This is a genomic window from Mycobacterium sp. 012931 (genome assembly GCF_000419295.1).
Classification (GTDB): Bacteria; Actinomycetota; Actinomycetes; order Mycobacteriales; family Mycobacteriaceae; genus Mycobacterium; species Mycobacterium marinum.
The window spans coordinates 1,942,620-1,968,770 of the sequence record NZ_AOPX01000001.1; the positions used below are offsets into that span (position 1 = coordinate 1,942,620).

Below are 26,151 nucleotides of genomic sequence, written 5' to 3' on the forward strand. Positions count from 1 at the left end.
CGCTAGAAACCGTATAGAGTCTTCTTCCAGATCCGCGACAGCGTGGTGATGGCGTCCTCGTCGGTGATGGTGACACCCAGGCCGCCGGGTCCCGAGGATTCCGAGGTGCCGACCAGGACCGAGGTGAAGTTCTCGAACAACAACGCGATGGCCACCGCGGTGTGGTCCGGGTTGAGTTCGGTTCCGTAGCCCTGATCCTGCGCGTGCCGTACCGAGGCGGCGATGATGTCCATGCCGAAGCGCCGGAATTGGTTCTGCACCGCGGCAAAGCGCTGCTGGGTGGCGGCCAGTTGGTCGACGGCGATCATGATGCCGATGTTCTGTTTGAAGATGTTCCAGTAGCCGGTCACCACCGCGGTGAAGAACGTGTCATCGTCGGGAGAGTCCGGCAGTTGCAGGCTGACCCCGGAGGGAGTCACCACATCGTGTAAGAACGACTGCGCCAGGGCGGCCAGTAGGTCTTCCTTGTCGGTGAAGTATCGGTAGAACACCGCTGAGGACTTGCCCGCGGCGCAGGTGATGTCGGCCAGCGTGGTTCCGTGGAATCCTCGCTCGGCGAACAGCTTGCGCGCGGCCTGCTCGATGGCCTGCCGGGTCTGGCGGCCTTTGGAGCTGAGTTCTCGTGACTCTTGCCGGGCGGGCATCAGCTGCGAATCCGGTCTCCTGCGCGCAAGAGTGCGCCTGGCAGGTCATGGCCAACAACCGCCTTGGCCACCTCGGCCGCGGCGATGGCGGCGGCCAAGTCGACGTCGACGGCAAAGCCGCTGTCGGCCAGCAGGTACACCAGGTCCTCGGTGGCGATGTTTCCGGTGGCCCCGGGTGCAAAGGGGCAACCGCCGAGCCCGCCGACCGAGGCGTCCAGCCGGGTGACACCGGAGCACACCGCCGCATAGGCACTGGCCAGCCCGGAGCCGCGGGTGTTGTGGAAGTGCGCGCCCAGCGGCATGTCGCCGAGCACCGGCCCCAGCTGCGCGATGAGCGCACTGACCCGGCCGGGCGTGGCGGTGCCGATGGTGTCGGCGATCGAGAACCGGTCCACCCCTTGGTCAACGGCGGTGGCCGCGATGTCGAGAACTTGCTGTGGCGCGACGGCCCCGTCGAACGGACAGTCCCAAGCGGTGGCCACGATCACCTCGACGGTGACCTCGCCGTCGCGGCCGATGGCGAGGATCTCGCTGATCTGATCGGTCGCGTCGGCGGTGCTCCGTCCGACATTGGCCATGCTGAACGAATTGCTGGCCGCCACCACGTATTCGATCGCGTGCAAGCCCGCGGCAATCGCCCGCCTGGCCCCGTTGGGACTGGCTACCAACGCGGAGAACTCGATGTCGGGGTAGCTGTGCAGCTCCGCGGCGAGTTCGGCGGCGTCGGCCATCGACGGCACTTTCGATGGCGACACGAACGCCGTCGCCTCGACTTCACGGACTCCGGTTGCGGCCACCGCTGCCAGCAGCTCCAGCTTGGCGGACAACGGCACCGGCTTCTCGATCTGCAATCCGTCGCGTAGCGCTACCTCGCGAATGGTGACGTGGGTGGTCATAGCACCTCCTCGGCGCGCAGCTGCTCGAGCTCTTCGATGCTCTTGCCCAGCAAGCCGATGTAGACGTCGTCATTGTGCTGCCCCGGCCGCGCAGGCCCGGCGCTACGCACCTGGCCGGGGGATTCGGAGAGCGCCGGCACAATCCCGGGGCCCAGCACGTTGCGCCCGATTCGTTCGTCGTAGTGCTCGACCAGCATGCCGCGGGCCCGCAGTTGCCGATCCTTGACCACTTCGGCGACGGTATTGATCGGCCCGGCGATCACCCCCGCGGCCGAAAGCGTTTCGATGATCTCATCGGGTTGGCGCTGCGCGGCCCACGCGCCGATGATCTTGTCCAGTTCGTCCTGGTTGCGGCCGCGGGCGCGGTGGGTGGCGAAGCGGTCATCGGTGGCCAACTCCGGACATCCCATCGCTTGGCACAGCCGCGTGAACACGGTGTCCTGGTTCGCCGCGATCACCACCCACGATTCGTCGGCACTGCGATAGATATTGGACGGCGCGATACCTTTCAGCCTGGTACCGGACGGCCCACGCACCACTCCGCCCACGTCGTAGTCCGAAATGGTGGACTCCTGCAGAGCCAAACAGGATTCGGTCAGCGCGACATCGACCACCTGGCCCGTCCCGGTGACGCTGCGGCGGTACAGGGCGGCCAGCGCACCTTGGGCGCCGAACATCCCGGCCAGGCTGTCGCCCAGGGACAGGGCCAGCCGGGGCGGGGGTCCGCCGGGGAAGCCGTTGAGATGGCGCAACCCGCTGGCCGCCTCGGCTACCGACGCGTAACCGGCCTTGTGGGCATCAGGGCCGGTCTGCCCGTAACCCGATACCCGCACCAGGATGATGCCGGGGTTGCGTTCGCGCAGTACGTCGTAGCCCAGGTCCCACTTCTCCAGCGTGCCCGGCCGGAAGTTCTCCACCACGATGTCGGACTTGTCGACCAGCTCCAGGAACAGCTCCCGGCCCTGCGGCCGGCGCAGGTCGAGCGTGATGGCCCGTTTGTTGCGGGCATGCACCGTCCAGAACACGTGGTGTCCGTCGACTTCGGCCTGGCCCCAGGTCCGCAGCGGGTCGGGGGCGCCGGGCGCTTCCGCCTTGATGACGTCGGCACCCATGTCGCCGAGGAGCCGGCCGGCGAAGGGGCCGGCGATCAGGGTGCCCAGTTCGAGCACCCGGATACCGTCCAGTGCCCCGGGTTCGGTCATGGCCTGCTCGCAAAGTCGTGTCGCAGCAGCCAGTCGGTGACAATGTCGACGGCCTGACCTAGCTTGTCGCGCTGGTCGGGGCCCGCGTAATAGTGAGTAGCACCAGGGATTTCGTACATCTCCTTGTCGGCATGCCCGATGGCCTCGAAGAGTCGTCGGGTGTGGCTGGGCGTGCAAGCGTCATCGGCCAGATTACCGATGACCAGTGCCGGGACGGCAAGATCCCGGCCGCCTACCACGCCGTCGCCCCGCGCATCGTCGTAGCTCCATTGCGACAACCAGCTGCGCAGTGTGCAGAAGCGTGCAAGCCCGACCGGGCTCATGTTCACCACCTGCGGATCACCCAGATAGCAGGTGCCGGGCGTGCGCTCGTTGGGGTCGACGCTGGGATCGAGCCAGCGCGGGTCGGCCATGGTGCCGTGCACCACGAAGCAGAACTCCGCAACATCGGAGTCGGGGCGCCCGCTGGCCTCGAGTTCGGCCAGCTTGTCTTTCACCCAGGCGGTGATGCGCCGGTTGCGGTCGATCTGAGCCTGCCGGTAGCGGGTGAGGAACTGTGCGCTGTAGGGCGGTTGGTTGGGGTTGTTCGGGTCGTAGAGATCCAGGTCGGGATCGCGTTTGCTCGGATCGGATTCGTCGATGATCGAGGCGTCCAGCCATTCGGTGAGCGTGCCGTGGCGGCTGATGTGCGCGGCGAGCAACATGATGGCGTCGGCGGCGGGCAGGTCCAGCTGGGTCAGGTCGGGGCCGTCGCCGGAGGGGCTGGCCGTCAGTGTCGGCCGCTGGGCCTGCTGCTGGTAGAGCACCGACAGCGAGCCGCCGCCGCTCCATCCGGCCAGTACCACCTTGGAGTAGCCCAGCCGCTTCTTCGCGTCCTTGATGCATTCGCCGAGATCTTCGACCACCTTCTCCATCAGCAGCGCCGAGTCGGTGCCGCGGAACCGGCTGTTGCAGTAGATGACGTGGTGGCCGGCGCGGGCCAGCGCGTTGATCATCGGCAGATATGCGCCGCCGCCGATCGGGTGCATGAATACCAGCACGGTCTCCGACGGTTTGTCCTTCGGCTTGAGCAGATAGCTCTCCAGGACGGTGATCTCGGCGAGTCCGCCATAAACATCGCGGACCCCGGAATTGTTCTGGAAAGCAACGAGATAGGGGATTCGATCGTATTCGTGTCGGGTCGCCATGGTCAGTGTTGCCCCAGGTCGTGGGCCAGCACCGCGGGCGAGGGTGTCAGGCGCCGGCGGGTGTCGACGGCGATGACCTGCCAGTCGACGCGGGAATATTCGGCGAACTTGCGCCGGGCCCGTTCCCGGGCACGTTCGGGTGCGCCGTGATGAACCCCTTGCGGTGCATGGGAAATCAGCCCCGGCGGCATCGGGATGCCGTAGAGCGAGCCGCCATGGAAAAACGCGATCTCGTCATAGTCGACGTTGCGGTGATACCAGGGTGTGCGCTCGGTCCCCGGAACTCCTTCGGCGGGTTTGGGCAGGAAGTTCATCACGCATACGCCGGTGGCCTGCATGAACAGGTGCACCGTCGGGGGCAGGTGCACACTGTCGGAGGTGATCACGTTGTAGTCGGCGATGTTGAAGGTGAAGGCGAAGTTGTCGCCCCGCCAGCCTTCGACGTCGATCGGATTATGTTGGTAGAAAAGCGTTGTCGGGCCACCCTCATGTACGAGCCGGACTTGGTATTCGTCGCGCGCCCCCAACCCCGGCGGGTTATCGACGGGGGCCGGTTCGGGGATCACGGCTTGGGATGGGTCGAAGGGGAAGTGCCGGCCGAGCGCGCCCGGGGCGGGGACGCGGAACTCGTCGGTGGCCTCCACCATGAGCAGCGTCGTCTCGGTGTCCGGCAGCTGGCGCCAGGTGGTCGCCTTCGGGATATACACCCAGTCGCCGGTGCGGTAACGCAGCGGCCCGAACTCGGTTTCCAGCAGCCCGGCGCCGTCGTGCACGAAGCACAGCAGGTCGCCGTCGACATGGCGGTTGTAGAACGGCGTCACTTGGTGGCGGCGACTGAGCAGGATGCGGCAGTCGGCGTTGCTGAACATCAGCAGCGGGCCGCCGTTGGCGTCGGTGGCATCGCTGGGCTCGAGCTGGTCGGCCAGCACGTCGACGGGGCGCAACGGTCCCACCGCGCGGTAGGCGGTGGGGTCATGGCGACGGTAGAGGTTCGCGGTGCGGCCGGTGAACCCGCCGCGGCCGAGCTCGTCGTCCTTGAGCCCGTCGAGGTCGGCGTGCAGGCGCCGCGGTGTCCTGCCTTTGCGCAGGTGAACGAACGATTCCATGGGTGCTCCGGGACTCGTCGGATACAAAAATAAAAGTGACATTACTTTCTCTTTTGGTGGTGAACAAGGGCCCTGCGCGCAGCTTCGCGCGAGTCGGGGGCAGGCCTCGGCAACGCCGCACCATCAGGGCGCCGGTCGATCGGCTGAAAACGTTCAATTTCGAAATGCCTGCGCATTTCGATGTCTGTGCGACCGCAATTGCGCCGGCGACATTGGGCTGAAACGTGAACGTCATTCGGCCGCCTGGGCTAACGTTCGCGCCATACGCTTGCGTATTGCTGGTCCTGCTCGATCCGGATGAACGAGGTGGGTTAGGTGAATTTTGCCGTGCTATCGCCGGAGGCAAATTCGGCTCGAATCCTTTCCGGTCCGGGGCCGGGACCGTTGTTGGCTGCGGCGGCAGCTTGGGATGGGATCGGTCAAGAGCTGGCCGCGGCGGCAAGCGCGTTTTCTTCGCTGACCTCCGACCTGGCCGGGGCGGCGTGGCAGGGCCCGTCGGCGGCGGCGATGGCCAGCGTCGCGACGTCGTATGTCCGGTGGCTGGGATCCGCGGCGTCCGGCGCGGTGCAGACTGCGCGTCAAGCCGCGACGTCGGCTGCGGTGTTCGAGGCAGCGCGCACGGCCACGGTTCCGCTGGAGCTGGTGGCGGCGAACCGATCTGCGTTGATGTCGATGGTGGCCGCCAACGTGTTTGGGCTGAATGCACCGGCAATCGCGGCGATCGAGGCGCAGTACGAGCAGATGTGGGCTCAAAATGTGGGTGCGATGTTCGGCTACCACGTCGGAGTCTCGGAGGCGCTCTCTGGGCTCGCGCCGTGGCAGGAGGTGCTGTCGGGTGTGTCGGGTCGAGTGGCGAGCGCGCTGGAAGGGACCTCCGCGGCCGCCGCGGCGGCGCTTGGCCCCACCGCGCTGACCGCGGCGGGAAGCGCGCTACCGGCCGCCGCGACCCAGGGAACGCCGGAGCCCTGGACCATGACCGAGGACGCGTCGTGGGCCGAGGGTCTCACCATCCTCGATACCGCGATCAAAGCGCAGCTCGCCGCCGGCAACAACGTTGTCGTCCAGGGCTACTCGCAGGGCGCCGGGATCGCGTCGCTGGAGATGTCCAACCTCAAAGCGGCGGGGGTGCCGACCGGGTCGGTGAGTTTCTCGCTGATCGGTAACGCCATGAACCCCAACGGGGGGCTATATGAGCGTTTCGCCGGCCTGGTTTCACCAAGTCTGGGCAAAACATTCTGGGGCGCAACGCCCGACAATTACTACACGACGGACGTCTACACGCTCGAATACGACGGCTTCGCGGACTTCCCCCGGTACCCGCTCAACTTTGTGTCCGACCTGAACGCCATTATGGGCATTTACTACGTGCACACCCAATATCCGACTCTCACCGCCGCGCAAGTTGCTACCGCATTCACCTTGCCGACGGAGGGGGCAACGATGACCACCTACCACATGATTCCGACCGAGAACCTGCCGCTGCTGGAACCGCTACGTGGGGTTCCGTTTATCGGGAATACCCTGGCAGATCTGGTGCAACCGGACCTGAAGGTGCTGGTCAACCTGGGCTATGGCGACCCCAACTATGGCTATTCGACCGGACCGGCCAATGTGCCGACGCCGTTTGGTTTGTTCCCGGATGTCGCCCCAGCCACGGTGTTCGACGCATTGGTCGCCGGCACTCAGCAGGGCATCAGCGATGCCGCGGCCGATATCGGTGCGTGGCAGTTGCCGTCGTTGCCCGACATTTCGCTCTCGGGCATCTCCAACGCCCTTGGCTCGGATCCATGGTCGGCGCTGAGCAACGCGACCTTGCCCACGCTTTCGGTATCGACGATCGAGAACGCCATCAAGGGCGTCCAGACCGCGACTACCGATATCGCCAATACCATCTCATTCGATGCCACCACGGCGTACGCAACCTTGCTGCCAACCGCGGATGTGGTGAACGCGATGGTCACGACGCTTCCGGCTTACAACCTCAAGCTTTTCCTGGACGGAATTCTGCAGGTCCTCGATGGTGATCCGGCCGGATTGATCTATGCACTCGGGGCACCAATCGCCGCCGACACCGCGTTGGTGACACTGCTGGCCGGCTTCAACCTCTACGCCTACTTGTACGCGTTCAACAAGATCTTGCCGGGGGTCCTCTGAGTCGCTCGCGATGCCACTCAGCCCCGTACCCGCAGCACCACTTTGCCGCGGGCGGTGCGATTCTCCAGCGACGCCACCGCCGCGCCGGCCTGCTCGAGCGGATAGACCGCTGGCTCGGGAGGGGGTAACGCGCCCGAACTCAGCAGACTCTCGAGGGCGGCCCACTGCTCGGCCAGCGCGCCGGGGTGGGTTCCGGCCCAGGCGCCCCAACCGACGCCGACCACATCAATGTTGTTCAGTAGCAGCCGATTTACCTTTACCGTCGGTATCTCCCCACCGGTGAAGCCGATCACCAGCAGCCGCCCGGCCGGAGCCAGTGAGCGAAGCGAATCGGTAAACCGGTCACCGCCGACCGGGTCGACAACCACGTCGACGCCGCGGCCGTTGGTGAGCTCCTTGACCGTGTCCTTGAACCCGTCGGCGAGCACCACGTCGGTGGCACCGGCGGCCGTCGCGATTGCGGACTTCTCCTCACTGCTGACCACCGCGATGGTGCGAGACGCGCCCAGCACCGGGGCCAGCCGCAGCGCCGAGGTGCCGATGCCGCCGGCCGCGCCGTGCACCAGGACCGTCTCGCCGCGCTGTAGGCGGCCCCGGACGGCCAGGGCGAAGTACACGGTCAGATCGTTGAACAGCAAGCCCGCTCCGGCTTCGAAGCTGACGTTGTCGGGCAGCCGGAACACCCGGTCGGGCGCGAGCACCGCGACCTCGGCCATGCCGCCGGAAAGCATGGTCAAACCGACGACCCGGTCGCCGGCGCGCACGTGGCAGTCCGGTGGGGCGCTCCGAACCACACCGGCGATCTCGGCCCCGAGCACGAAGGGAAGCTGCGGTCGGTATTGATAGAGGCCGCGAGTGAGCAACGCATCGGGGAATGCCACCCCGGCGGCATGCACATCGACGACCACCCCGTCGCCGGTTGGTTCGTCGACCTCGGCCACCTCGACCGCGTCCGGACCATCGAGCCGAGTCACCCGTATCGCGCGCATGCCACCTCCGTTGTCAGCTTCGACCCTCAATGAGGCCCCAATCTAGAACGCGCCGGCCACCCGCGCCACAGCCCGGCCGGTGAATTCGCCCGCGCGCAGTTGATCGAGCACACCGACCACGTCTTTGATGTCGACATCGGTGGTGAGATCGTCCAGACGGCGGGGCCGCAACGAATCGCCGAGAAGTGACCACAGCCGCCGGCGCGGGCCGATGGGCATCAACACCGAGTCCATACCGAGCAGCGCGATGCCGCGCAGGATGAACGGCATGACCGTGGTGTGCAGCGCCGCCCCGCCGGTCAGGCCGCTGGCGGCCACCGCGCCTCCGTAGTCGACGGTGCTCAGAACGTCGGCCAGCGTCGCGCCGCCCACGCAGTCCACCGCCGCGGCCCAGCGGGCCTTGGCCAACGGTCGCGGTTTGGCATCGGGATCGGCCGGCAGCCGGCCGATGACCTCGGCGGCCCCCAACGATTTCAGTAGCTCGGCGGCCTGAGGTTTGCCGGTCGAGGCCACCACCTGGTAGCCGGCGGCCACCACCTGGTAGCCGGCGGCCGCCAGCAGGTCGACGCTGATCGAGCCGACCCCGCCCGAGGCGCCGGTGACGACGACCGGCCCGGCGTCGGGCGCCACGCCCCAGTTGATCAGCGCCTGAACACTCATCGCCGCGGTGAAACCGGCGGTGCCGATGGCCGCGCCCTCACGCGGACTCAATGTGCCCAGTGCCACCACCTGGTCAGCGGGCAGCCGAACGTATTCGGCGTAGCCACCGTGGCGGCCGGTGCCGATTTCATAGCCGTGCGCCAGCACCAGGTCGCCAACGCTGAACTCGGGCGATTGGGATTCGACGACTTCTCCGGTCAGATCGATGCCCGGAACCACGGGGTACTTACGCACCACACCGCCCCCGGGCGTCAACGCCAGCGCGTCCTTGAAGTTGACACTCGAGAAATGCACCCGGATCGTCACGTCGCCAGGGGGCAGATAGTTGGGTGTCAGCGTCCGGATCGACGCGGTGATCCGATCCCCGTCCTGATGTGCGACCAGCGCATGAAACGTGTCCATAGCGCCCTACGCTAACCTGACCGGCGCCGGTGCGAACTCGCGGTGGCGACACGTCCGGCGTGCGGAACTAGCCGCCCGAATTCATCAGCCGCGCAACGCTACGCGGCGATGACTGGCATAGGGGACAAACCCGCCGGCATGGCTGAGCACGAACTTGATATCCGGATACCGCTGGCGGATGCCATTGCGCACCAACAGATGGGCCGCCCGGGTGGTGTCGAGCAAGAAGTCGCCGGCCCATGGGGCAACTCCGGGAACCGCCGGGCCGGGCCGTTCGGCGGGATGGACGAACACCACCGCGGCGCGCGAATTCAACGCGGTGAACAGGTCGTCCTGGCCGTCTTCGCCGAGATAGACGCCAGCGTGGTTGGCCAGCAGCACGACACCGTCAGCCTTCAGATCATCAAGTGCACAAACGGTTTCGGCCACGCTCTGGTCGAGATGGGGCATCGGTACGGTAGCGAAGAACCCGAACTGCGCTGGTCGGCCGGCGACGACATCGGCCGCGTAGTCGTTGATGTCGCGCGCTAGCGCCGCGGCATCGCTGGCCTGGGGCAGGAAAGCGGTTGCGGGTGCCGATACCGACAAGATCGCCGCACCGACGGTGAGTTCGGCCATTGCCTGCAGCGACCCCGCTGGACTCCAGTCCGGCAGTGCTCGCCCGCCCGCACCATCGACGCCCGCATTGCGCAGCGCGCGACGATAGTCGGGCGGAATCATGTGGTGGTGAGTATCGATTCGCCAGACCGCGAACTCCTTGCCGGGCCGCAGAGCGGCGCCACGTTGTCCTCGCGCCGCAGCAACGAACGGCCCGCCGTCTTGAACTGGGCCAACTTGTCGATGATGTGCTGTCCCTCTGGAGTATGGCCCCAAATGCTGATTCCCTGGTAAGTCGTCGGCTCCCAGGTGGATTCGTCGACCACGATGGGGTTCCAGCCGAGTTCCCATTCGAATCCTGACGGTGTCACCGCGTAGTAGGACAGTTCCCGGTCGTTGGTGTGCTGTCCGACGCTGAGCGCCAGCCCAAACCCCAGTTCCCTGATGCGCTGATAGGACGCGGTGAGATCGTCGAGGTCGGCGACCTGCACGTTGACGTGTTGCACTCGGGTGCGGATCGGGTTGATCGGCAGGCGGTTTGCTGCGGCGATGGCTACCGAGTGATGTCGCTGGTTGACCCGCAGGAATCGGATCTTGAACTTGATGCCGCTGATCGTCTCATCGATGAAGTCGCTCAGTCGCGCGTCGAACACGGTGTCAAAGTAGCCGCGGACTTCCTCTGGCCTCTTCGACGTGATGGCCACGTGTCCGATGCCGCCGGCGCCGGTGACGAAGCCGCCCCGCGCGCCGATGTTCAATGGCGCTGGGCATGGGCGCGGCTCGGCGTAGATCTCCTGGGTCAGGCCGTTGGGCCCGGGGAATCGCGCGAGCCGCGCCACCCCGCGCAGGGAGGCTTGTTCGGCCGAACCTTCGATGATCGGAACGCCTTGGCGCCGAACCCGATTGATGATTTCCTCGAATGTGTTGTGGTCGTCGAGTTGCCGGCCCAGGGCCGTGACGTCCTCCGCCGGTCCGTGCTGTAGCAGGAAGCGGCATTCGTTGCCGTCGAGGCGAAACCGCATGGTATCGGCGAGTGAGTCATCGACGTGCAGGCCGATCGCGTCTCGGCCGAACCGGCGCCAATCGGAGAACCGGTTGGTCTCGATGACGATGTAGCCGAGCTGCACGTTGCCGAACACCGAGCGTCCCGTGGTGCTCATGATGCGAAAGCCGAACTTTGCAAGAGGAATTCGGCAACCAGCTGATTGAACAGTTCGGCGCGCTCCCACTGCATCCAGTGACCGGTGCGCGAGGTCATGACCAACTCGGCGTTGGGCATCAGGTTCAGCAGCTTCGGACCGCCGGCCGGGCGGTTGATCTTGTCGTCGCGGCCCCATAGCACCAGGGTCGGCGTGGGTAACTGCCGGAGTCTGCGGTCGCGGGTGAGGTCCATGCGCCACAGGGTGCGAAGCCCGTTCGGGCGCCGTAGCGGCGGGTCGGCGATCACAGCCGGGTCGATGGAGGCCTGGTAACGCAGGTCGATCAACTCGTCGGGCACCGAATCTCCCTCGTATACCAGGTAAGTACGGATCAGGTGCGCCAATTTGGCCCGGCTCGGCCCGTCGCCGGCGTAGTAGGACAACAGGGTCTTGAGTCCCGCCGTGGGCGCGCTGCGCGTGGTGCCGATCCCACCGGGGCCCATCAGTACCAGCCGGTCGACCCGGTGCGGGCTGTCGAGGGCCAACCGCAGTGCGGCGGCACCGCCGTAGGAATTGCCGACCAGATGTGCCGACGGGATCCTCAGTTCGTCGAGCAGCCCGCGGATTGCGCTGGCCAGATAGCCGAACGGGTCGGACTGATCCACGCCTTTGCTGGAGCGGCCGTAGCCGGGCATATCCGGAATGATCAGCCGGAACCGCTGCGCGAGTAGGTCGATGTTGCGCGCGTAGTTGGAAAGGCCGGTTGCGCCGGGACCTCCGCCGTGTAGTAGCACCACGGTGGGCCCGCTGCCGGCCTCGGCGAAGAAGATCGGCTTTCCATCGACGGTGACGGTGCGTTCGGCGAGCGTCGTGGTGGTCATGCCAGTGCCTCGATCTTCATGGAGGTGGGAGGGTGTTGCCGAAGTGGCCGGCCGGAGGTGGTGGCAGTGGACTCCCGGATTCGGCAGCGGCATAGACGAATCCGTCCGGGCGCAACACCACGGCGCTCGCGTGCTTGCGCGCCAGCCAGCGCAACAGCGTGCCACCGGAATCGCGAATGCCGTCCGGGCGCGCACCCGATTCGGGCGTGCCCAATCGCACCGCGGGCACACCGCGCTGTGTCCAGGCCTGGCTACCCGTTGGGGCGTCTCCGGTATGCAGCAGCACCCACTGACTGCCGAGAATGTCGTCCAGGCGCGCGGTCGCACCATTGCCATCGAGGACCCATGGCTGCGGAATCTGCCAGCCGACCGCGCGATGTCCGCGAGCCAGGAAGCCATCCTGATACCGGGCGGGTGGGATCCACATGGCCCGCTGCAGCCGGGCCATCGCCGACGGGAACCGGGTCAGGGCGCGCCCCAGGCCATTTCGAACGGCGGCAGCTGCCCGGCGGCGCTCGGTGATGAGGCGTCCGGTGAAGACCGCGCGCCGGGTGACCTCGGTGACGTGCGGCTTGCGCTCGTCCTGGTAGGAGTCCAGCAGCGAGTCCGGTGCGTTTCCGTTCAACACGGCGGCAAGCTTCCAGCACAAGCTGGCCGCGTCCCGCACCCCTGCGGACATGCCCTGGCCGATCCACGGCGGCATGGCGTGGGCGGCGTCGCCGGCCAGGAAGATGCGTCCGATGCGCCAGCGGTCGGCGACGCGGACGTGGTGGCAATAGATCACCGCGCGCAGGATCTCGACCTCGTTGTCGGTGATGCCTTGTGCGTTGAGGACTCGCCAGATCGCTTCCTCGCGGACTAGCTTCTGATCGGCCTCATCGGCCTCATCGGCCTCATCGGCCTCATCGGCCTCATCGGCACTGGCGGGATACTCCCAGCGGTGATGGCCAAGTGGGGTCGGGCAGTCGACGGTGGGGCGGGCCGGGTCACAGTGGAATCGCAAGCGGTCGTGTGCATCCCAGGCGCGCCGCACCTTGGTGTCGATGACCACCCATCGTCCGCGTAGGTGCGGCCGGTGTAGCCGACGCTGAGCTGACCCCGGGTGGGTGAGGAGCCGCCGTCGGCCGCGATGACGTAGCGGGCGCGCAGCCGCTTGAATGTATCGGTACGCAGGTCGGCCAGCAGCAGCTCGGCCGCCGCGTCGTTGTTCAGCACCCGCAGGCATTCGTGCTCGACCAGCACCTCGACATTGGCGAACCGGGCCACGCCCGCGCGCAGTACCTGGTCGACCGCGGGCTGATACAGGAACTGCTGGGGTGGATGGCCACTGCCGCGCGGCTCGATTTTCATCTCGATGAAGGGCACGCCGTGGGCGTCGACAAACGCGATTGGCCGGTCCGGCAGTATGTCGGACTGCAGGCGCTCGGCCAGGCCGACGGACTGCCAGATGCGCATCACCTCTTCGCCGGTGGAGATGGCCCGGGCCCTCCCATAGATGTCCGGATCACGTTCTATGACTACCACTTTCATGCCAAGCTGACCCAATAGGTTGGCCGCGGTGGCGCCGGTCGGTCCGTAGCCGATGATCGCCACGTCGTAGGTCGCTGCCTCAGACATCGCTTCGGTCATCGCCGCTGTTGTCATTGCCGTCTCACATCCGCCTGGGCTCCGCCGGAGCTTGTACTGTAGTGATCGCTACGGTAGTGTAGTGATGACTACAGAGTCAAGGGGTGATCGACGAAGGAGGCTTCATGGCCAAGGAAACCGAATCCCGGCCCCGCAAGCGCGCACCGCGCCGGGGCCGCGCCGACGGGGAACTGTCGCGGGCCCGGATCCTGGACGCGGCGACCGGGATCGCGGCCGAGCGCGGTTATGAAGGCACCAGCATTGCGTTGGTGAGCGCGAAATGCGGGCTGCCGGCCAGTTCCATCTACTGGCACTTCAAGGACAAGGACGATCTGATCGCCGCCGTGATCGAGCGTAGCTTCGGCGCCTGGCTGACGGCATGGCAGCTTCCCGAGGGGCAAAGCGGAGACGAAACCATCCAGGGGACTGGGCAATTCGTAGGACTGGCAACACAGACCGCTAAGGCCTTGTTGGATTCACCGGACTTCATCCGGCTGGGCCTGATGCTGGCGCTGGAGCGTCGGCCGGCCGAGCCGCGGGCCCGAACCATGTTCCTGGAAGTCCGAGCCCAGGCGTTCGGGCAGCTCATTGGAAACTTCGGCAGGTTCATGCCGGGGTTGACCGAAGCGCAGATCTACCAGCTCGCGACCTACGCAATGGCGGGTCCCGACGGCTTGTTCATCGCCAAGGAAATCGACGGCGACGCGGTCAATCTCATCGAGATGTTCGAGTTGCACGGCCGCGCGCTCTACGACGCGGCCCGCCGGTTCATCGAAGACGGGGCAACACGATGAGCCTGGGCGCCGCCGACGTCGGTGCTGGCGCGGGTCCGCCCGGCCAGCATGCGGGCGCAGTGGACAACTGGCCGGTGGCGATCATCGGCTCCGGTGTTGTCGGCACCGATCTGATGAGCAGGATCGGCAATGGCGACGGACGGCTGCGGGTGAGCGCGATGGTTGGCACCAACCCGCACTGTGACGGCCTGGCCCGGGCGGCCGCCGCAGGGATCTCGACCAGCCCAGGTGGGGTTGACGGGCTGCTGAGCATGCCCGAGTTTGCGAATATCCGCCTGGTTTTCGACACCACCAACCCCGGCGCACACCAGAGCAATTGGGCGCGGCTGGCCGATACCGGCGTACGGATGCTCGACCTCCCCGCGTCCGCGATCGGCCCATGCTGCGTGCCGGCAGTCAATCTCGATGCCCAGCTCGACGCGCCGAACCTGAGCATGGCGACCTGCAGCGCACAGGCGGCGGTGCCCATCGTCGCCGCGGTGCGCCGGCACGGGGTGGTGCGCTATGCCGAAGTTGTTTCTGCCGTCGCCTCGCAGGCCCTGGGGCCGGCTGAGCGGGTGACCCTCGATGAATTCGCCGAACTGACCACGACCGCGGTCCAAGAGTTCGGCGGCGCGCCCCGGGCCAAGACGCTCACGATCGTCAACCCCGCCGATCCACCGATGCCGATGCGCACCACCGTCTTCTGCCTGGTTGACCAAGCTGACGAGGTGGCTCGGATCGAGGCGGACGTACTGGCCGTGGTCGACGGAGTCCAAGCCTTGCTGCCCGGCTACCGGCTCAAGCATCGCGTGCAATTCGAGCGGTTGGGCAGCGGCAACACGCTCTACATTCCGGGGACGGGGGAGTTCGGTGGCACTCGGATCACCGTTCTGCTCGAGATCACCGCTGCCGGGGGCTACCTGCCAGCCTGCGCCGGAAACGTCGCGATCGTGACGTCGGCGGCCAAGGCCACCGCCGAGGCGATCGTCGAACGCCACGCTCAAACGCTAAAGGCGAAAATATGATTGGCGATCTGTACATCAGCGACGTCACCTTGCGCGACGGCATGCACGCGGTGCGTCACCAGTACGGCATCGCCCAAGCCGTGGCGATTGCCAGGGCCCTCGACGATGCGGGGGTCGACTCCATCGAGGTCGCCCACGGTGACGGGCTGGGCGGGTCGAGCTGCTGTTACGGCTTCGGCGCGCACACCGACCTGGAATGGATGGAAGCTGTCGCCGGCGCTGTCGATCGCGCCAGGGTGGCGACATTGCTGCTGCCCGGGATTGGCGGCGTCGCCCACCTCGAAGACGCGCACCGCGCCGGCGCGAGCGTGGTTCGGGTGGGTACCCACTGCACCGAAGCCGATCTGGCTGCTCGCTACCTCGGGGCCGCCCGTGACCTCGGTATGGACGCCGTCGGATTCCTGATGATGAGCCACCTGACCACCCCGAAATTGTTGGCCGAACAGGCCAAACTGCTGGAGGGCTATGGGGCGTCCTGCGTGTACGTCGTCGACTCCGGAGGTGCGATGACCGGCGCGGCCGTTGCGCAGCGATTTGACGCGCTGCGCCAGAACTTGGATCCGGCAACAGAATTGGGCATCCATGCGCACCACAATCTGTCGCTGGGCGTGGCGAACTCGGTGGTGGCCGTCGAGCATGGTGCCCGCCGCATCGACGCCTCGCTGGCGGGCATGGGTGCCGGGGCGGGAAACGCGCCCCTGGAAGTGCTCATCGCCGTGGTGAACCGGCTGGGCTGGACGCACGGATGCGAGCTGAACGCCCTGGAAGACGCCGCCGACGACCTGGTACGGCCGCTGCAGGACCGGCCGGTGCGCATCGACCGCGAGACGCTGACGCTGGGCTACGCCGGCGTATATTCGAGCTTCCTGCGGCACGCCGAAATCACCGCCGGGCGTTACGGGGTGGACGCGCGCAGTCTGCTGGAGGAGGCCGGTCGCCGCGGCCTGATCGGCGGGCAAGAGGACTTGCTCGTCGATATCGCTCTGGATCTGGTCGGGCCGGCCGAGCCGTTGGCCCACGGTGTGCCATGATGGGTTAGGGGAGCCGCTGCCTGCTCGTTTGGAAGGAGACCCGAAAAGATGCCGGCCTTTGACAGCGAGCTTGGCGCCTTGCGCCGTTGGGCTCAGGCGATCCTGAACCGGCGTCGCGACGGTGAGATCTACCAGACATCGACCATGGGAGCGTTGCTCAGCGGGGTTTATGAGGGTGATGTCACCATCGGTGAGCTATTGCGCCACGGTGACTTCGGTCTGGGCACTTTCAACCGGCTGGACGGCGAGATGCTGGTGCTCGACGGAGTCTGCTACCAGCTCCGCAGCGACGGCAGCGCCACCGTAGCCGATCTGGACGAACGCACGCCGTTTGCCGCGGTGACCTGGTTTCGCCCCGACCACACGATCGACGTTTCGGCTCCGTGTGATCGCGCCGCCCTGAAGTCGGTCATCGACGCGGCCCTGGAAAGCGCGAATCTGATGGTGGCCGTGCGGGTTAGCGGCCAGTTCAGCTCCATTCGCACCCGTACCGTCAGCGAGCAGCGGCCACCCTTTCGCCCCTTCACCGAAGCTACCCAAGACCAGCGCGAGGTGACGTTCACCGAGGTCAGTGGCACGCTGGCGGGATTCCGGATGCCGGACTACGAACAGGGCATTTCGGTGGCCGGCTATCACTCACACTTCATCGACAGCGAGCGCCGCCACGGCGGGCACACCCTCGACTATCGGCTGATGGCCGGGACCGTGGAAATCGGTATCCGATCCGAACTGCATCTGAGCTTGCAGCACACCCCGGCGTTTCTCAACGCGGAACTCGACCAGGACGATCTGGATGGACAGATCCGGCGGACGGAGGGCGATTGAGCATGAGCGACGGCGGCGTGCGCTCGGCGCAACGGGTGGTCGAGACATTGAGCGCCTACGGGGTCCGATACCTCTTCGGTGTGCCCGGGGCCAAGATCGACTCGGTATTCGATGCGTTGCGCGACAGCGAACTCGAGGTGGTGGTCTGTCGCCACGAACAGAACGCAGCGTTCATGGCGGCCGCCGTCGGTCGGCTGACCGGCACCCCGGGGGCCGCGCTGGTGACCTCGGGGCCGGGCACCACCAATCTGGCCACCGGCCTGGTCACCGCGACCACCGAGCAGGATCCGATGGTCGCGATCTGCGGTGCCGTTACCCGCGCCGACCGACTCAAGCGCACCCATCAGTCGATGGATGCCGTCGCGGCGCTCAAGCCCTTCACCAAGTACACCGGCGAGGTCACCGACCCTGACAACGTGCCCGAAACCGTCGCCAACGCGATCCGGGCGGCGGTGACGGTTCCGCGCGGCGCGGCGGCGGTGGTGTTGCCCGCCGACGTGTCCAGCGCGCCGACCACCGCCGCCATCGTGCGCCCCACTCGGGTGGCCACACTTGGCGCGGCGCCGCCCGAATCAATCGCGGAGGCGGCCAAGCTGATTCGTGCCGCCGAGCGGCCGGTGCTGTTTGTCGGACTTCGGGTCGGCGACCCGGCACCGTGTGCGGCGTTGCGTGCCTTGCTGGCCGCCACCGATCTGCCCGTCGTGGAGACATTCCAGGCCGCCGGGGTGGTATCGCGCGAACTCGAGAATCGTTTTGTCGGCCGCGTCGGACTCTTCCGCAATCAGCCGGGCGACATCCTGATGGGGCATGCCGATGTGCTGGTGACCATCGGCTTCGACCCCGTCGAATACGACCCGCGGCTGTGGAACACCGATCCGACCAGGACGCTCATCCACATCGATGAACTGCCCGCCGAGGTCGACAACCACTATCAGCCAACGCTGGAGCTGCGCGGCAACATCGCCGCGACCCTGACCGAGTTGACTCGGCGAGTCGATGGCCTGCGATCCTCGGATGAGGCGAACGCCGCCCAGGCCGACCAGCGTGCGGCGCTGCGCCGTACCGATGAGCAAGCCCGCAACCATCCCGACGGTGCACAAGGTCTGAACCCGGCGGCCGTGGTCCTCAAGATCCGTGACCTGGTTGATGATGACGCCACCATCGCATGCGACGTGGGGTCGCACTATATCTATATGGCTCGGCACGTCCGGGTGTATCAACCACGCCGGCTGTTGTTCTCCGATGGACAGGAGACGCTCGGAGTCGCACTCCCGCGCGCCATGGCCGCCGCGATGGTGCGCCCCGGCACCCAAGTGGTGTCAGTGTCCGGTGACGGCGGCTTCCTGTTCAGCGCGCAGGAGCTGGAGACCGCAACCCGGCTGGGGCTAGATCTCACCCACGTCATCATGCGCGACAACAGCTACGACATGGTTGGTTTCCAGGAAGTGCTCAAATACGGCCGCACATCGGGTGTCGAGCTAGCCGACTACGACGTGGCCCACTACGCCAAAGCCTTTGGAGCCAAGGGAATCCGGATCCACAGCATGGACCAGTTCGCCGAAGTGTTCCGGATGTCGCTGGCCGAACCCGGCGTCACGCTCATCGATGTGCCCGTCGACTACAGCCGCAACATCGAACTGTTTGCCGACCTGCATGACGGGGTGCTCGACTGAATCCCCGGGCTACTTGAGCTCGGCGGACGACATGCCCAGCAGTCGACGAGCGACAACCAGCTGCTGGATCTGTTGGGTGCCCTCGAAGATGTCCAGGATCTTGGAGTCGCGGCCCCACTTCTCCAACAGCAGCTGCTCGGAATAGCCAGTGGTGCCGGCCAGCTCGACCACCTTGAGGGTGACGTCACTGGCCATCCGGCCAGCCTTGGCCTTACTGATCGAGGCTTCCTTGGAGTTGGGGATCTTGTTGTCCGCCTGCCATGCTGCGCGCAGCGAAAGCAGGTAGCTGGCTTCCCAATCGGCTTCCATCCGCAGGAACTCGGCCGCGGCGGCACTCTGGGTGTACGCGGGCCGGTCGTAGTCGATGTCGATGCCGGCATCGGTGAGGATCTTGCGGATCTCCTCCAAGGCGGCGCGGCCAATGCCGACAGCCATGGCGGCCACGATCGGGCGAGTGTTGTCAAAGGTTTCCATGACCCCGGAGAAACCCTTGCCCACTTCGATTTCCGGCTTGCCCAACAGGTTGTCTTTGGGGATGCGCGCGTTGTCAAAGCGGATTACGGCGGTGTCGGAACCCTTGATGCCGAGTTTGTGCTCGAGCCGTTCGACGATGACGCCGGGATGTTCGCGTGCCACGATGAACGACTTGATCGCCGCCCGGCCCTTCGACTTGTCGAGGGTGGCCCAGACCACGATGTGAGTGGCGCGCGATCCCGCGGTGACAAAGATCTTCTCGCCGTTGATCACGTACTCGTCGCCGTCGAGGGTGGCCGTGGTCGACACGGCGGCCGAGTCGGAGCCGAAGGCCGGCTCGGTGATGGCCATCGCCGCCCACACCTTGCCGAGGCGCTCCAGTTGCTCGTCGGTGGCCACCGCCGAGATCGCGGCATTGCCCAGGCCCTGGTAGGGAATCGAGAGCATCATCGCGACGTCGGCCCAGCTGGCTTCCATGGTCTGCACCAGGGCCGCCATGTTGGCGCCGTTGTGGTTCTCGTCCTTGCTGTCTTCGGAGCCGCGCAGCGCGTCGGCTCCGGCGAAGTTGTAGGACTCCGAGGCTCCCTCAAACAACGTGATGAGGGTGTCCAGCTCGACCGGGTACGCGTGTTCCTTGAGGTCGTACTTGCGCGCGATCGGTCGAATCAGCTCCGCCGTGCCCTGGTGGGTCTTGGTGATGATCGCTTGTAGCTTGCGCGGGATTTCTAAATTGATTGCCATGATTGATCTTTCGCTTGAAAGGCCGGAAAGTCTTGGTTGACGACTGGTTGCGGACTAGATGACGACTACGCCCTCGGCGACGCCGATGGCCCGCAGGTCGCGGTACCAGCGCTCGACCGGGTGCTCCTTGGTGTAGCCGTGCCCGCCCAGCAGCTGCACGCCGTCCAGGCCGATCTGCATGCCCTTGTCGGAACCGAGCCGCTTGGCCAGTGCGGCCTCGCGGGCGAACGGCAGACCCTGCTCAGCCCGTGACGCGCCGCGCCAGGTGATCAACCGCAGACCGTCGAGCTCGATGGCGATGTTGGCGCACATGAACGCAACGGCTTGACGACGCGCGATTGGCTCGCCGAAGGCTTCGCGCTCCTTGACGTAGGGGATGACGTAGTCGAGCACCGCGTGCGAGGTGCCGACGGCCAGCGCGGCCCAGCCCAGCCTGGCCAGGGCGATGGCCTCCGAGTAGTCGGCGTCGGTGGCCTGATCCTCACCCAGTCGGGCGCTCAGCGGTACCGAAACCTTGGAGAGTTCGATCTGGCCCAAGGCGGCGGCGCGAATGCCCATGCTCGGGTCCGCCTTGACGATCAGTCCGGCGGCCGAGGACTCCACGATGAACAGTGCCGGCTTGCCGTCGAGCTGGGCGGCGACGATGAACAATTCGGCGTCGGCCGCAGCGGGAACCAAGGACTTCACGCCATCGAGGCGGTAACCGGACGGGGTGCGCACCGCGGTGGTCTTCAGCCGGGTGGGATCGAACAGCGGTTGCGGCTCGGCGATGGCCACGCAGGCCTGCGGGACATTGTCGCCGGCGAACTCGCTGAGGTAGGTGGCCTGCTGGTCGGCGCTGCCCCAATGGGTCAGTGCCGATGCCACGCCGCCGGGCGCCAGGATCGGCAGCGCCAGCCCCATGTCGCCGTAGGCCAGGGCCTCGGCCACCAACGCGTTGGTCACCGTGGAGCGCTGCTCGGCTATCCCGTCGAAGTCCTCGGGAATGTTGATCGCGGTGATGCCCAGTTCGGCGGCCTTGGCGATGAGATCGGCGGGATAGCTGATGGCTTCGTCGGCGTCGTGAGCGGCCGGACGCAGGATCTCAGCGGCGAACTCCTGCACCGTCTCGACGATCATCTTCTGGTCGTCGTCGGGCGTGAGGTCGAAGTAGTCCTTGCCGCTGGACTTGAGCCGGACCGGGCCGCCGCCGCGCAGGTTCTGTACCCGCTGGAATTGACGGTTCGCCTTGCCGGAGGTGGAGAACATGGTCTTCACCCCGTAGCGCAGGCCCCGGTTCAGCGGATCGCGCAGGTTGTACTTGTCCAGAAATTCCTGGCCGATGATCGGGGTAAGGAATGCCAGTGCCACGTCGATTCCGGTTCGTTTGTGGGGTTGCATCCCCAGCGAGGTTTGGCGGTCGTCGCGTGAGCGAGAGCGCTTGGCGGAAGGGGCGGGAAGTGTTTCGGTCATGTCAGCAAGCCTCTGTCGTTGGGGCAGTGCGATAACCGTATCTTACTCCTGAGTAAGATAGATAGGGGCCTGTTAGTTAATTCACACCCGGTCGCTGCGAAGCCGGTTGAGGACCTGTTCGTGCAGCAGGCCGTTGCTCGCCACGGCGCTGCCGCCGTGCGGGCCGGGGGTGCCGTCCAGGCTGCTGAATTGCCCGCCGGCCTCACGCACCAAAATGTCCAGCGGGGCCAGATCCCACACCGACACCTCCGGTTCGGCGGCGATGTCGATGGCCCCTTCAGCGAGCAGGCAGTAAGAGAAGAAGTCGCCGTAGGCGCGCACGCGCCATACCGCATCGGTCAGGTCGACGAATTGTCCGCGCAATCCGAGTTGGGCCCACCCGGACAGGCTGGAGAAGGAGAGACTGGCCGAATTCAGTTCTGCCACAGAAGAAACCGCTATCCGGCGCGGCGGTCCACCCTGGACCGCGGTGAAGGCGCCCTGACCCCGTCCGGCCCACCATCGTCGCTGCAATGCGGGGGCGCTGACCACCCCGATGGATGGGACGCCGTCTTCGAGCAACGCGATCAGGCTGGCCCACACCGGCACCCCGCGGACGAAGTTCTTGGTGCCGTCTATCGGGTCGATGATCCACTGGCGTCCGCGCAGGGTCGTGGTACCGCCGTATTCCTCGCCCAAGACGCTGTCGCCGGGGCGCTCACGTTGCAGCGCCGCACGTATTTCAGTCTCGACCGCCCGGTCTGCGTCGGTGACCGGGGTCAGGTCCGGTTTGGTGTCCACCCGCAGGTCGAGCGCCTGGAATCGGGCGCGCGTCACTGCGTCGGCACGGTCGGCGAGTGCCAGCGCAAGGTGCAGATCCTGCTCACTCATGCCAGCAGTCCTACCATGGCGGCGTGGGATGGGAATTCGGCGTGTTGCTCATATTGGTCGCGGTGCTCTTGGCGTTTCTTGCCCCGCGGTTCCTTCCTCGTGGTCCCCGCGGTGCCCGGGCCAGCGGCACCTTGTTGGTGACCGGAGTGAGCCCGCGGCCAGACGACGCCGTCGGCGAGCAGTACGTGACCATCACCGGCGTCATCAACGGGCCAACCGTCAACGAATACACGGTGTATGGGCGGATGGCCGTTGACGTAGATCAGTGGCCGTCCACCGGGCAGGTGCTGTCGGTCGTGTATTCCCCCAAGAACCCCGACAATTGGAACTTCGCGCTCGAAGAACCGCCCGAGGACTAGCGGGCTTGGCACGCGATCTCACCCGGCCGCCGGGGGGTGTGCCATCACGGTGAGCCGGACGCCGTAGCGGGGCAGCACGCCCGAGGCCCGTGTTGCGGGCGGCGCGACCATGCCCGGAAAGCCCGGTGAACCCGCGGCGGCAGCCTCCTCGGTCCCCGGGATCGTGGTCAGCCCGGACGGCGACAGCGCCGAGACCATCCGCGCCGACGGCGCGGACCAGCTGGGCGGAACCGACAATTGGCCGATCGAGCCCGACCGTCCGACGCTGGCGGCCACCGCACTGCCCAGCCCGCCGCCGGAGGCGGCGCTGGCGGGAGCGGTTGACGAAATCAGCGAGCCGAGCCCAAAATCGCTGGGCGTTACCTCGGCAGGATTTTCTGATGAGCCGATCAAGCCCAAGTTGTTCTCGGCGCCGATGACCCCGGCGCAGAACGACTCGATGTCCTGCGTGACGCCGACCGTCGCATAGGCGCTGAAGACGCCGTCGACGATCGTGAAGTCATCGGGGAGGATGCTCGGTATCGCCTGTATTGCCCCCAGCGACTGAGTCAGCGACGAAACCAGTTGGGTAATCGGATCTGTGGCGGCGGCGGTGGCATTGGCTTGGGTGACCGCGGTGCTTTGCGCGGCAAGCCCAGCCGGGCTGGTTGCCTGGTTCGGAGAAGAGAACGGCGTCAGCATGCCCGCTGCCGCCGAGGTGGTGGCATAGCCGTACATCGCCGCGGCGTCCTGGGCCCACATCTCCGCATACTGCGCCTCGTTAGCCGCGATCGCCGAGGTGTTCTGTCCGAAGAAGTTCGTCGCGATCAGCACCAGCAGCTGCGCGCGGTTGGCCGCGACCAGGGGTGGCGGCACGGTCATGGCGTATGCTTGCTCGAAGGCCAACGCTGCCGTCCTGGCCTGGATTGCGGCCTGCTGCGTCTGCTCGGCCGTCCGATACAGCCAGCCGACATAGGGGGCGGCGCTGGCCGCCATCGATTCCGATGCCGGGCCACGCCAACTCAAGTCGGTCAGACCCGTCAGGATCGACCCACATGTTTCGGCCGTGGTACCCAGCTCGGCTGCCAGCGCATCCCAGCTGGCCGCGGCCGCCAGCAGGGAGCCCGAACCAGGGCCGGTGTACATGCGGGCGGAGTTTACTTCCGGCGGTAATAGCGAGAAATCCATTGGTACACAGCTCCTTAGTTGATGTGAGTGTTGAACCCTTCGCGATCGGCGGCGGCGTCGTCGGCGGCCGTTGTGGTGGGCGGGGGTTACTCAAATATCTAGAATTTCCGCAATTGCGGTGGGGGATTGACGCAAAATGTGCGAATCACGTGAAATGCCACCCGCGGTGGGTTGGCGCGCCCGCGGCAGTTGGGCGTCGTGACGGGCTTAACCAGGCGCAATCAGGCGCCAGTCGCCGCCAGGGGCAGGTGACGTCCGCCAATCGGTGGCGGGCCTCGTGCGCGTGGCATGCGGGCGACCTTCGGTTCAGGCTTGCCCTAAAAGTCGCAAAGGTGCGGGTGACGGCGCATACCGTTTGAGTAAATTCCTGGTAATAGTCCAGTGAATTCCGCGCCGCTGCCGGCGATAGCTAAAGTCCGGCGATCCAGCCAGCCGTTCAACAATCGCCGAAAGGCGGAATTGCTTTCTGCTACTGGCCGTCTCACCAGCCGGAGTGGCTCAGCGCAATCCGGCTATTCGGGCTCGAGTGCCCGCGGGGTGTCAGCCGGCCGCGGGCGGGCGCGCCATGACCGTGAGCCGGACTCCGTATCGGGGTATGACGCTGGTGGCTCGCTTTCCAGTTCCCACCGGCATACCCGGCATGCCCGGTGCGCCCTGCTCGGCCACTTCGGTGCCCGGGATCGTGGTCAATCCGCTGACCGACAACGCCGAGGCGGAGCCCGACGAAGGGGCGGCCCAAGACGGGGGCACCGACAACTGGCCGATGGAACCCGCCCGGCTCATGCTGACGGTCACCGCATTGGTCGCGCCCCCGACGGCGCTGCGCTCGGCGGAGGAGAACATCGCGCCGAGTCCGAGGGCACCAGGAGTCACCTCGGCGGGGTTCTCCGAAGCGGCGCCGAGCAGACCCAGATTGTTCTCGGCGCCGATGATTCCGGCGCAGAACGATTCGACATCCTGGGTGACGCCGACCGTCGCGTACATCGCGAAGATGCCGTCGAGAATGCTGAAGTCGTCGGGCAGGATGTTTGGTCAGTTGCTCAATGACGGCAGCGCGTCGGGCACCAGCGAGGTCAACTGCGACCACACGGACTGGGCGCTGGCCGGGGCGTTGCCGGCGGCTTGGCTGACCGCGACGCTTTGGGCGGCCAACCCGGCGGGGTTGGTGTCCTGCCCGGGAGCGGAGAACGGCACCAACGCGGTAGCCATGGCCGAGGTGGCGGCATAGTCATACATTGCTCCGGCGTCTTGGGCCCACATCTCGGCATACTCTGACTCGGTAGCCTCGATCGCTGCGGTGTTCTGCCCGAAGAAGTTTGAAGCGACCAGTGCTACCAGCAGGGCGCGATTTGCCGCAACAACGATCGGCGGAACCGTCATCGCGTAGGCCTGTTCGTAGGCCGCGGCCGCCGCGGCGGCCTGGTTGGCGGTTTCGCTGGCCAGCGCGCCGGTTATCTCCAGCCAGTCGATAAACGGACCGGTCGCGGCCAGCATTGCCGCAGAGGCGGGGCCCCACCAGTACATACCGCTGAGGGTTGAGATCACCGAGCGGTAGCCCTCGGCCGCCGATGCCAACTCGATCGCGACCATGTCCCAGCTTGCCGCGGCGGCCAGTAGCGACGCAGAACCGGGGCCGCTGTACATCCGCGCTGAGTTAACTTCGGGCGGCAACAAGAATGCGTAGTCCATTGCTCCACAGCCCCTTTGACTGGTTATGGCCGTATGTGGCGGTATGTGTGCGTGGGTTGTACGTGCGTTGGACGTGGGTGGGCGTTCCGAGCCGACACTGGCTCTCGGGAGGGTCGCAAGCGCTAAGCAACTGCCGGGGTGCGAAACGCTGAATTCGCGTCCGAGTGGGAGCTGGCTAGCGTCGCGCCGAGCTTACAACCGGCCGGCGGTCGCGCCAGTGCGCGGCAATTTGCGGGACAGGCGCCGCTTGCACCTGAAATTACACTGTGGGATAGCTGTATAGCGGCTATTAAAGGGCGCTATTGGGTATTCGCTGCGTTGGCCGTGAGTCGTTTGTTGACTTTTGGTCACGTTGAATCTAAACGATCATGCGACGTTTGCCGGCCGGCTTGTCTCCGGCGCATGGTTCCGGTTTGCCGTGCCGGCTAGCTGGGGCTCAGGGCTGCTTGCTGCCCGTTGCCGCGCGCTTGGCCGAGTCGGGCCGCATCGACGAACGGGGAGGCGGAAAGCCCAGCTCCACTGGGCCGGGCGGGCCCAGCGGATGTCGAACTCGCAGCGGGCACGCACCGCCCCCGGGCGTGCCCCG

The 26,151-nt window shown here is 66.3% G+C and carries 20 protein-coding genes and 3 pseudogenes; 7 read left to right on the forward strand and 16 right to left on the reverse strand.

Translation table 11 applies throughout. The features are described from left to right. Positions 1-2: 2 nt before the first annotated feature. From MMSP_RS08820 to MMSP_RS08840, 5 genes are read right to left on the reverse strand one after another with little or no spacing between them, the layout of a single operon-like run. Positions 3-644 (reverse strand): TetR/AcrR family transcriptional regulator, encoded by a 642-nt coding sequence (locus MMSP_RS08820; protein ID WP_020786335.1) that lies wholly within the window; start codon positions 642-644, stop codon positions 3-5. Beyond that, positions 644-1,540: a hydroxymethylglutaryl-CoA lyase gene (locus MMSP_RS08825; RefSeq protein WP_011740412.1), complete on the reverse strand. Its 897-nt coding sequence runs from the start codon at positions 1,538-1,540 to the stop codon at positions 644-646. The genes MMSP_RS08820 and MMSP_RS08825 overlap by 1 nt, the downstream gene beginning before the upstream one ends. Next, positions 1,537-2,742: a CaiB/BaiF CoA-transferase family protein gene (locus MMSP_RS08830; protein ID WP_020786336.1), complete on the reverse strand. Its 1,206-nt coding sequence runs from the start codon at positions 2,740-2,742 to the stop codon at positions 1,537-1,539. Before MMSP_RS08830 ends, MMSP_RS08825 begins: the two co-directional genes overlap by 4 nt. Then, positions 2,739-3,929, reverse strand: a complete 1,191-nt coding sequence (locus MMSP_RS08835; RefSeq protein WP_020786337.1) for an alpha/beta hydrolase — start codon at positions 3,927-3,929, stop codon at positions 2,739-2,741. The genes MMSP_RS08830 and MMSP_RS08835 overlap by 4 nt, the downstream gene beginning before the upstream one ends. 2 nt (positions 3,930-3,931) lie before the next feature. Continuing rightward, a complete protein-coding gene (locus MMSP_RS08840; protein WP_020786338.1) occupies positions 3,932-5,035 on the reverse strand; it encodes a homogentisate 1,2-dioxygenase in 1,104 nt (367 codons plus the stop codon). A 315-nt stretch (positions 5,036-5,350) separates the two neighbouring features. Between MMSP_RS08840 and MMSP_RS08845 the strand changes: the two genes are divergently transcribed. Further along, positions 5,351-7,189 carry a PPE family protein gene (locus MMSP_RS08845; RefSeq protein ID WP_036426354.1) on the forward strand — a complete coding sequence of 613 codons (1,839 nt, stop codon included), beginning with the start codon at positions 5,351-5,353 and terminating at the stop codon, positions 7,187-7,189. A gap of 17 nt (positions 7,190-7,206) precedes the next feature. Here MMSP_RS08845 and MMSP_RS08850 read toward each other — a convergent pair whose 3' ends face one another. The 6 genes and pseudogenes from MMSP_RS08850 to MMSP_RS29550 form a co-directional block, all read right to left on the reverse strand. Continuing rightward, positions 7,207-8,178 carry an NADPH:quinone oxidoreductase family protein gene (locus tag MMSP_RS08850; RefSeq protein ID WP_015354951.1) on the reverse strand — a complete coding sequence of 324 codons (972 nt, stop codon included), beginning with the start codon at positions 8,176-8,178 and terminating at the stop codon, positions 7,207-7,209. Positions 8,179-8,220: 42 nt separating this feature from the next. After that, positions 8,221-9,240: an acryloyl-CoA reductase gene (locus tag MMSP_RS08855; RefSeq protein WP_020786341.1), complete on the reverse strand. Its 1,020-nt coding sequence runs from the start codon at positions 9,238-9,240 to the stop codon at positions 8,221-8,223. Between the two features lie 105 nt (positions 9,241-9,345). Then, a pseudogene (locus MMSP_RS08860) lies at positions 9,346-9,960 on the reverse strand (amidohydrolase family protein); the annotation flags it as partial. Next, complete coding sequence (locus MMSP_RS08865; protein ID WP_020786343.1) at positions 9,957-10,997, reverse strand: VOC family protein; 1,041 nt, start codon at positions 10,995-10,997, stop codon at positions 9,957-9,959. The pseudogene MMSP_RS08860 and the gene MMSP_RS08865, both read right to left, overlap by 4 nt. Beyond that, positions 10,994-11,857, reverse strand: coding sequence for an alpha/beta fold hydrolase (locus MMSP_RS08870; RefSeq protein ID WP_020786344.1), 864 nt, complete (start codon positions 11,855-11,857; stop codon positions 10,994-10,996). Before MMSP_RS08870 ends, MMSP_RS08865 begins: the two co-directional genes overlap by 4 nt. Continuing rightward, positions 11,854-13,501 (reverse strand): annotated as a pseudogene (locus MMSP_RS29550) (bifunctional 3-(3-hydroxy-phenyl)propionate/3-hydroxycinnamic acid hydroxylase). The gene MMSP_RS08870 and the pseudogene MMSP_RS29550 overlap by 4 nt, the downstream one beginning before the upstream one ends. Before the next feature lie 107 nt (positions 13,502-13,608). Between MMSP_RS29550 and MMSP_RS08880 the strand changes: the two are divergent. Genes MMSP_RS08880 through alsS form a run of 5 tightly spaced genes read left to right on the forward strand, consistent with a single transcriptional unit; the run spans position 13,609 to position 18,813 of the window. Further along, positions 13,609-14,277 carry a TetR/AcrR family transcriptional regulator gene (locus MMSP_RS08880; protein ID WP_036427185.1) on the forward strand — a complete coding sequence of 223 codons (669 nt, stop codon included), beginning with the start codon at positions 13,609-13,611 and terminating at the stop codon, positions 14,275-14,277. Continuing rightward, positions 14,274-15,284, forward strand: a complete 1,011-nt coding sequence (locus MMSP_RS08885) for an acetaldehyde dehydrogenase (acetylating) (RefSeq protein WP_020786348.1) — start codon at positions 14,274-14,276, stop codon at positions 15,282-15,284. Before MMSP_RS08880 ends, MMSP_RS08885 begins: the two co-directional genes overlap by 4 nt. Continuing rightward, a complete protein-coding gene (gene dmpG, locus MMSP_RS08890; RefSeq protein ID WP_020786349.1) occupies positions 15,281-16,315 on the forward strand; it encodes a 4-hydroxy-2-oxovalerate aldolase in 1,035 nt (344 codons plus the stop codon). The genes MMSP_RS08885 and dmpG overlap by 4 nt, the downstream gene beginning before the upstream one ends. A gap of 48 nt (positions 16,316-16,363) precedes the next feature. Further along, positions 16,364-17,140: an acetolactate decarboxylase gene (gene budA / locus MMSP_RS08895; protein WP_015354960.1), complete on the forward strand. Its 777-nt coding sequence runs from the start codon at positions 16,364-16,366 to the stop codon at positions 17,138-17,140. Positions 17,141-17,142: 2 nt separating this feature from the next. Further along, positions 17,143-18,813, forward strand: a complete 1,671-nt coding sequence (alsS, locus tag MMSP_RS08900) for an acetolactate synthase AlsS (RefSeq protein WP_020786350.1) — start codon at positions 17,143-17,145, stop codon at positions 18,811-18,813. Positions 18,814-18,822: 9 nt separating this feature from the next. Here the strand turns inward: alsS and MMSP_RS08905 are convergent, their stop codons facing one another. The 3 genes from MMSP_RS08905 to hisN all read right to left on the reverse strand — a co-directional run bounded on the left by MMSP_RS08905 (position 18,823) and on the right by hisN (position 22,350). Continuing rightward, on the reverse strand, positions 18,823-20,028 hold the full coding sequence (locus MMSP_RS08905; RefSeq protein ID WP_015354962.1) for an acyl-CoA dehydrogenase family protein: 1,206 nt from the start codon (positions 20,026-20,028) through the stop codon (positions 18,823-18,825). A 54-nt stretch (positions 20,029-20,082) separates the two neighbouring features. Beyond that, complete coding sequence (locus MMSP_RS08910) at positions 20,083-21,480, reverse strand: acyl-CoA dehydrogenase family protein (RefSeq protein WP_015354963.1); 1,398 nt, start codon at positions 21,478-21,480, stop codon at positions 20,083-20,085. 81 nt (positions 21,481-21,561) lie between these two features. Beyond that, positions 21,562-22,350 (reverse strand): histidinol-phosphatase, encoded by a 789-nt coding sequence (gene hisN, locus MMSP_RS08915; protein ID WP_020786351.1) that lies wholly within the window; start codon positions 22,348-22,350, stop codon positions 21,562-21,564. A 23-nt stretch (positions 22,351-22,373) separates the two neighbouring features. On the opposite strand from hisN, the gene MMSP_RS08920 reads away from it, so the two are divergent. After that, positions 22,374-22,709, forward strand: a complete 336-nt coding sequence (locus tag MMSP_RS08920) for a hypothetical protein (RefSeq protein ID WP_036426358.1) — start codon at positions 22,374-22,376, stop codon at positions 22,707-22,709. An 18-nt stretch (positions 22,710-22,727) separates the two neighbouring features. On the opposite strand, the gene MMSP_RS08925 is transcribed toward MMSP_RS08920, so the two are convergent. After that, positions 22,728-23,876 (reverse strand): PPE family protein, encoded by a 1,149-nt coding sequence (locus MMSP_RS08925; RefSeq protein WP_020786353.1) that lies wholly within the window; start codon positions 23,874-23,876, stop codon positions 22,728-22,730. Positions 23,877-24,416: 540 nt separating this feature from the next. Next, a pseudogene (locus tag MMSP_RS08930) lies at positions 24,417-25,565 on the reverse strand (PPE family protein). Between the last annotated feature and the right edge of the window lie 586 nt (positions 25,566-26,151).

What these genes read in the sequence shown, in the direction of transcription:
- MMSP_RS08820 (WP_020786335.1), bottom strand. Translation starts at nt 644, where the DNA reads ATGCCCGCCCGGCAAGAGTCACGAGAACTCAGCTCCAAAGGCCGCCAG.
- MMSP_RS08825 (WP_011740412.1), bottom strand. Translation starts at nt 1,540, where the DNA reads ATGACCACCCACGTCACCATTCGCGAGGTAGCGCTACGCGACGGATTG.
- MMSP_RS08830 (WP_020786336.1), bottom strand. Translation starts at nt 2,742, where the DNA reads ATGACCGAACCCGGGGCACTGGACGGTATCCGGGTGCTCGAACTGGGC.
- MMSP_RS08835 (WP_020786337.1), bottom strand. Translation starts at nt 3,929, where the DNA reads ATGGCGACCCGACACGAATACGATCGAATCCCCTATCTCGTTGCTTTC.
- MMSP_RS08840 (WP_020786338.1), bottom strand. Translation starts at nt 5,035, where the DNA reads ATGGAATCGTTCGTTCACCTGCGCAAAGGCAGGACACCGCGGCGCCTG.
- MMSP_RS08850 (WP_015354951.1), bottom strand. Translation starts at nt 8,178, where the DNA reads ATGCGCGCGATACGGGTGACTCGGCTCGATGGTCCGGACGCGGTCGAG.
- MMSP_RS08855 (WP_020786341.1), bottom strand. Translation starts at nt 9,240, where the DNA reads ATGGACACGTTTCATGCGCTGGTCGCACATCAGGACGGGGATCGGATC.
- MMSP_RS08865 (WP_020786343.1), bottom strand. Translation starts at nt 10,997, where the DNA reads ATGAGCACCACGGGACGCTCGGTGTTCGGCAACGTGCAGCTCGGCTAC.
- MMSP_RS08870 (WP_020786344.1), bottom strand. Translation starts at nt 11,857, where the DNA reads ATGACCACCACGACGCTCGCCGAACGCACCGTCACCGTCGATGGAAAG.
- MMSP_RS08880 (WP_036427185.1), top strand. Translation starts at nt 13,609, where the DNA reads ATGGCCAAGGAAACCGAATCCCGGCCCCGCAAGCGCGCACCGCGCCGG.
- MMSP_RS08885 (WP_020786348.1), top strand. Translation starts at nt 14,274, where the DNA reads ATGAGCCTGGGCGCCGCCGACGTCGGTGCTGGCGCGGGTCCGCCCGGC.
- dmpG (WP_020786349.1), top strand. Translation starts at nt 15,281, where the DNA reads ATGATTGGCGATCTGTACATCAGCGACGTCACCTTGCGCGACGGCATG.
- budA (WP_015354960.1), top strand. Translation starts at nt 16,364, where the DNA reads ATGCCGGCCTTTGACAGCGAGCTTGGCGCCTTGCGCCGTTGGGCTCAG.
- alsS (WP_020786350.1), top strand. Translation starts at nt 17,143, where the DNA reads ATGAGCGACGGCGGCGTGCGCTCGGCGCAACGGGTGGTCGAGACATTG.
- MMSP_RS08905 (WP_015354962.1), bottom strand. Translation starts at nt 20,028, where the DNA reads ATGGCAATCAATTTAGAAATCCCGCGCAAGCTACAAGCGATCATCACC.
- MMSP_RS08910 (WP_015354963.1), bottom strand. Translation starts at nt 21,480, where the DNA reads ATGACCGAAACACTTCCCGCCCCTTCCGCCAAGCGCTCTCGCTCACGC.
- hisN (WP_020786351.1), bottom strand. Translation starts at nt 22,350, where the DNA reads ATGAGTGAGCAGGATCTGCACCTTGCGCTGGCACTCGCCGACCGTGCC.
- MMSP_RS08925 (WP_020786353.1), bottom strand. Translation starts at nt 23,876, where the DNA reads ATGGATTTCTCGCTATTACCGCCGGAAGTAAACTCCGCCCGCATGTAC.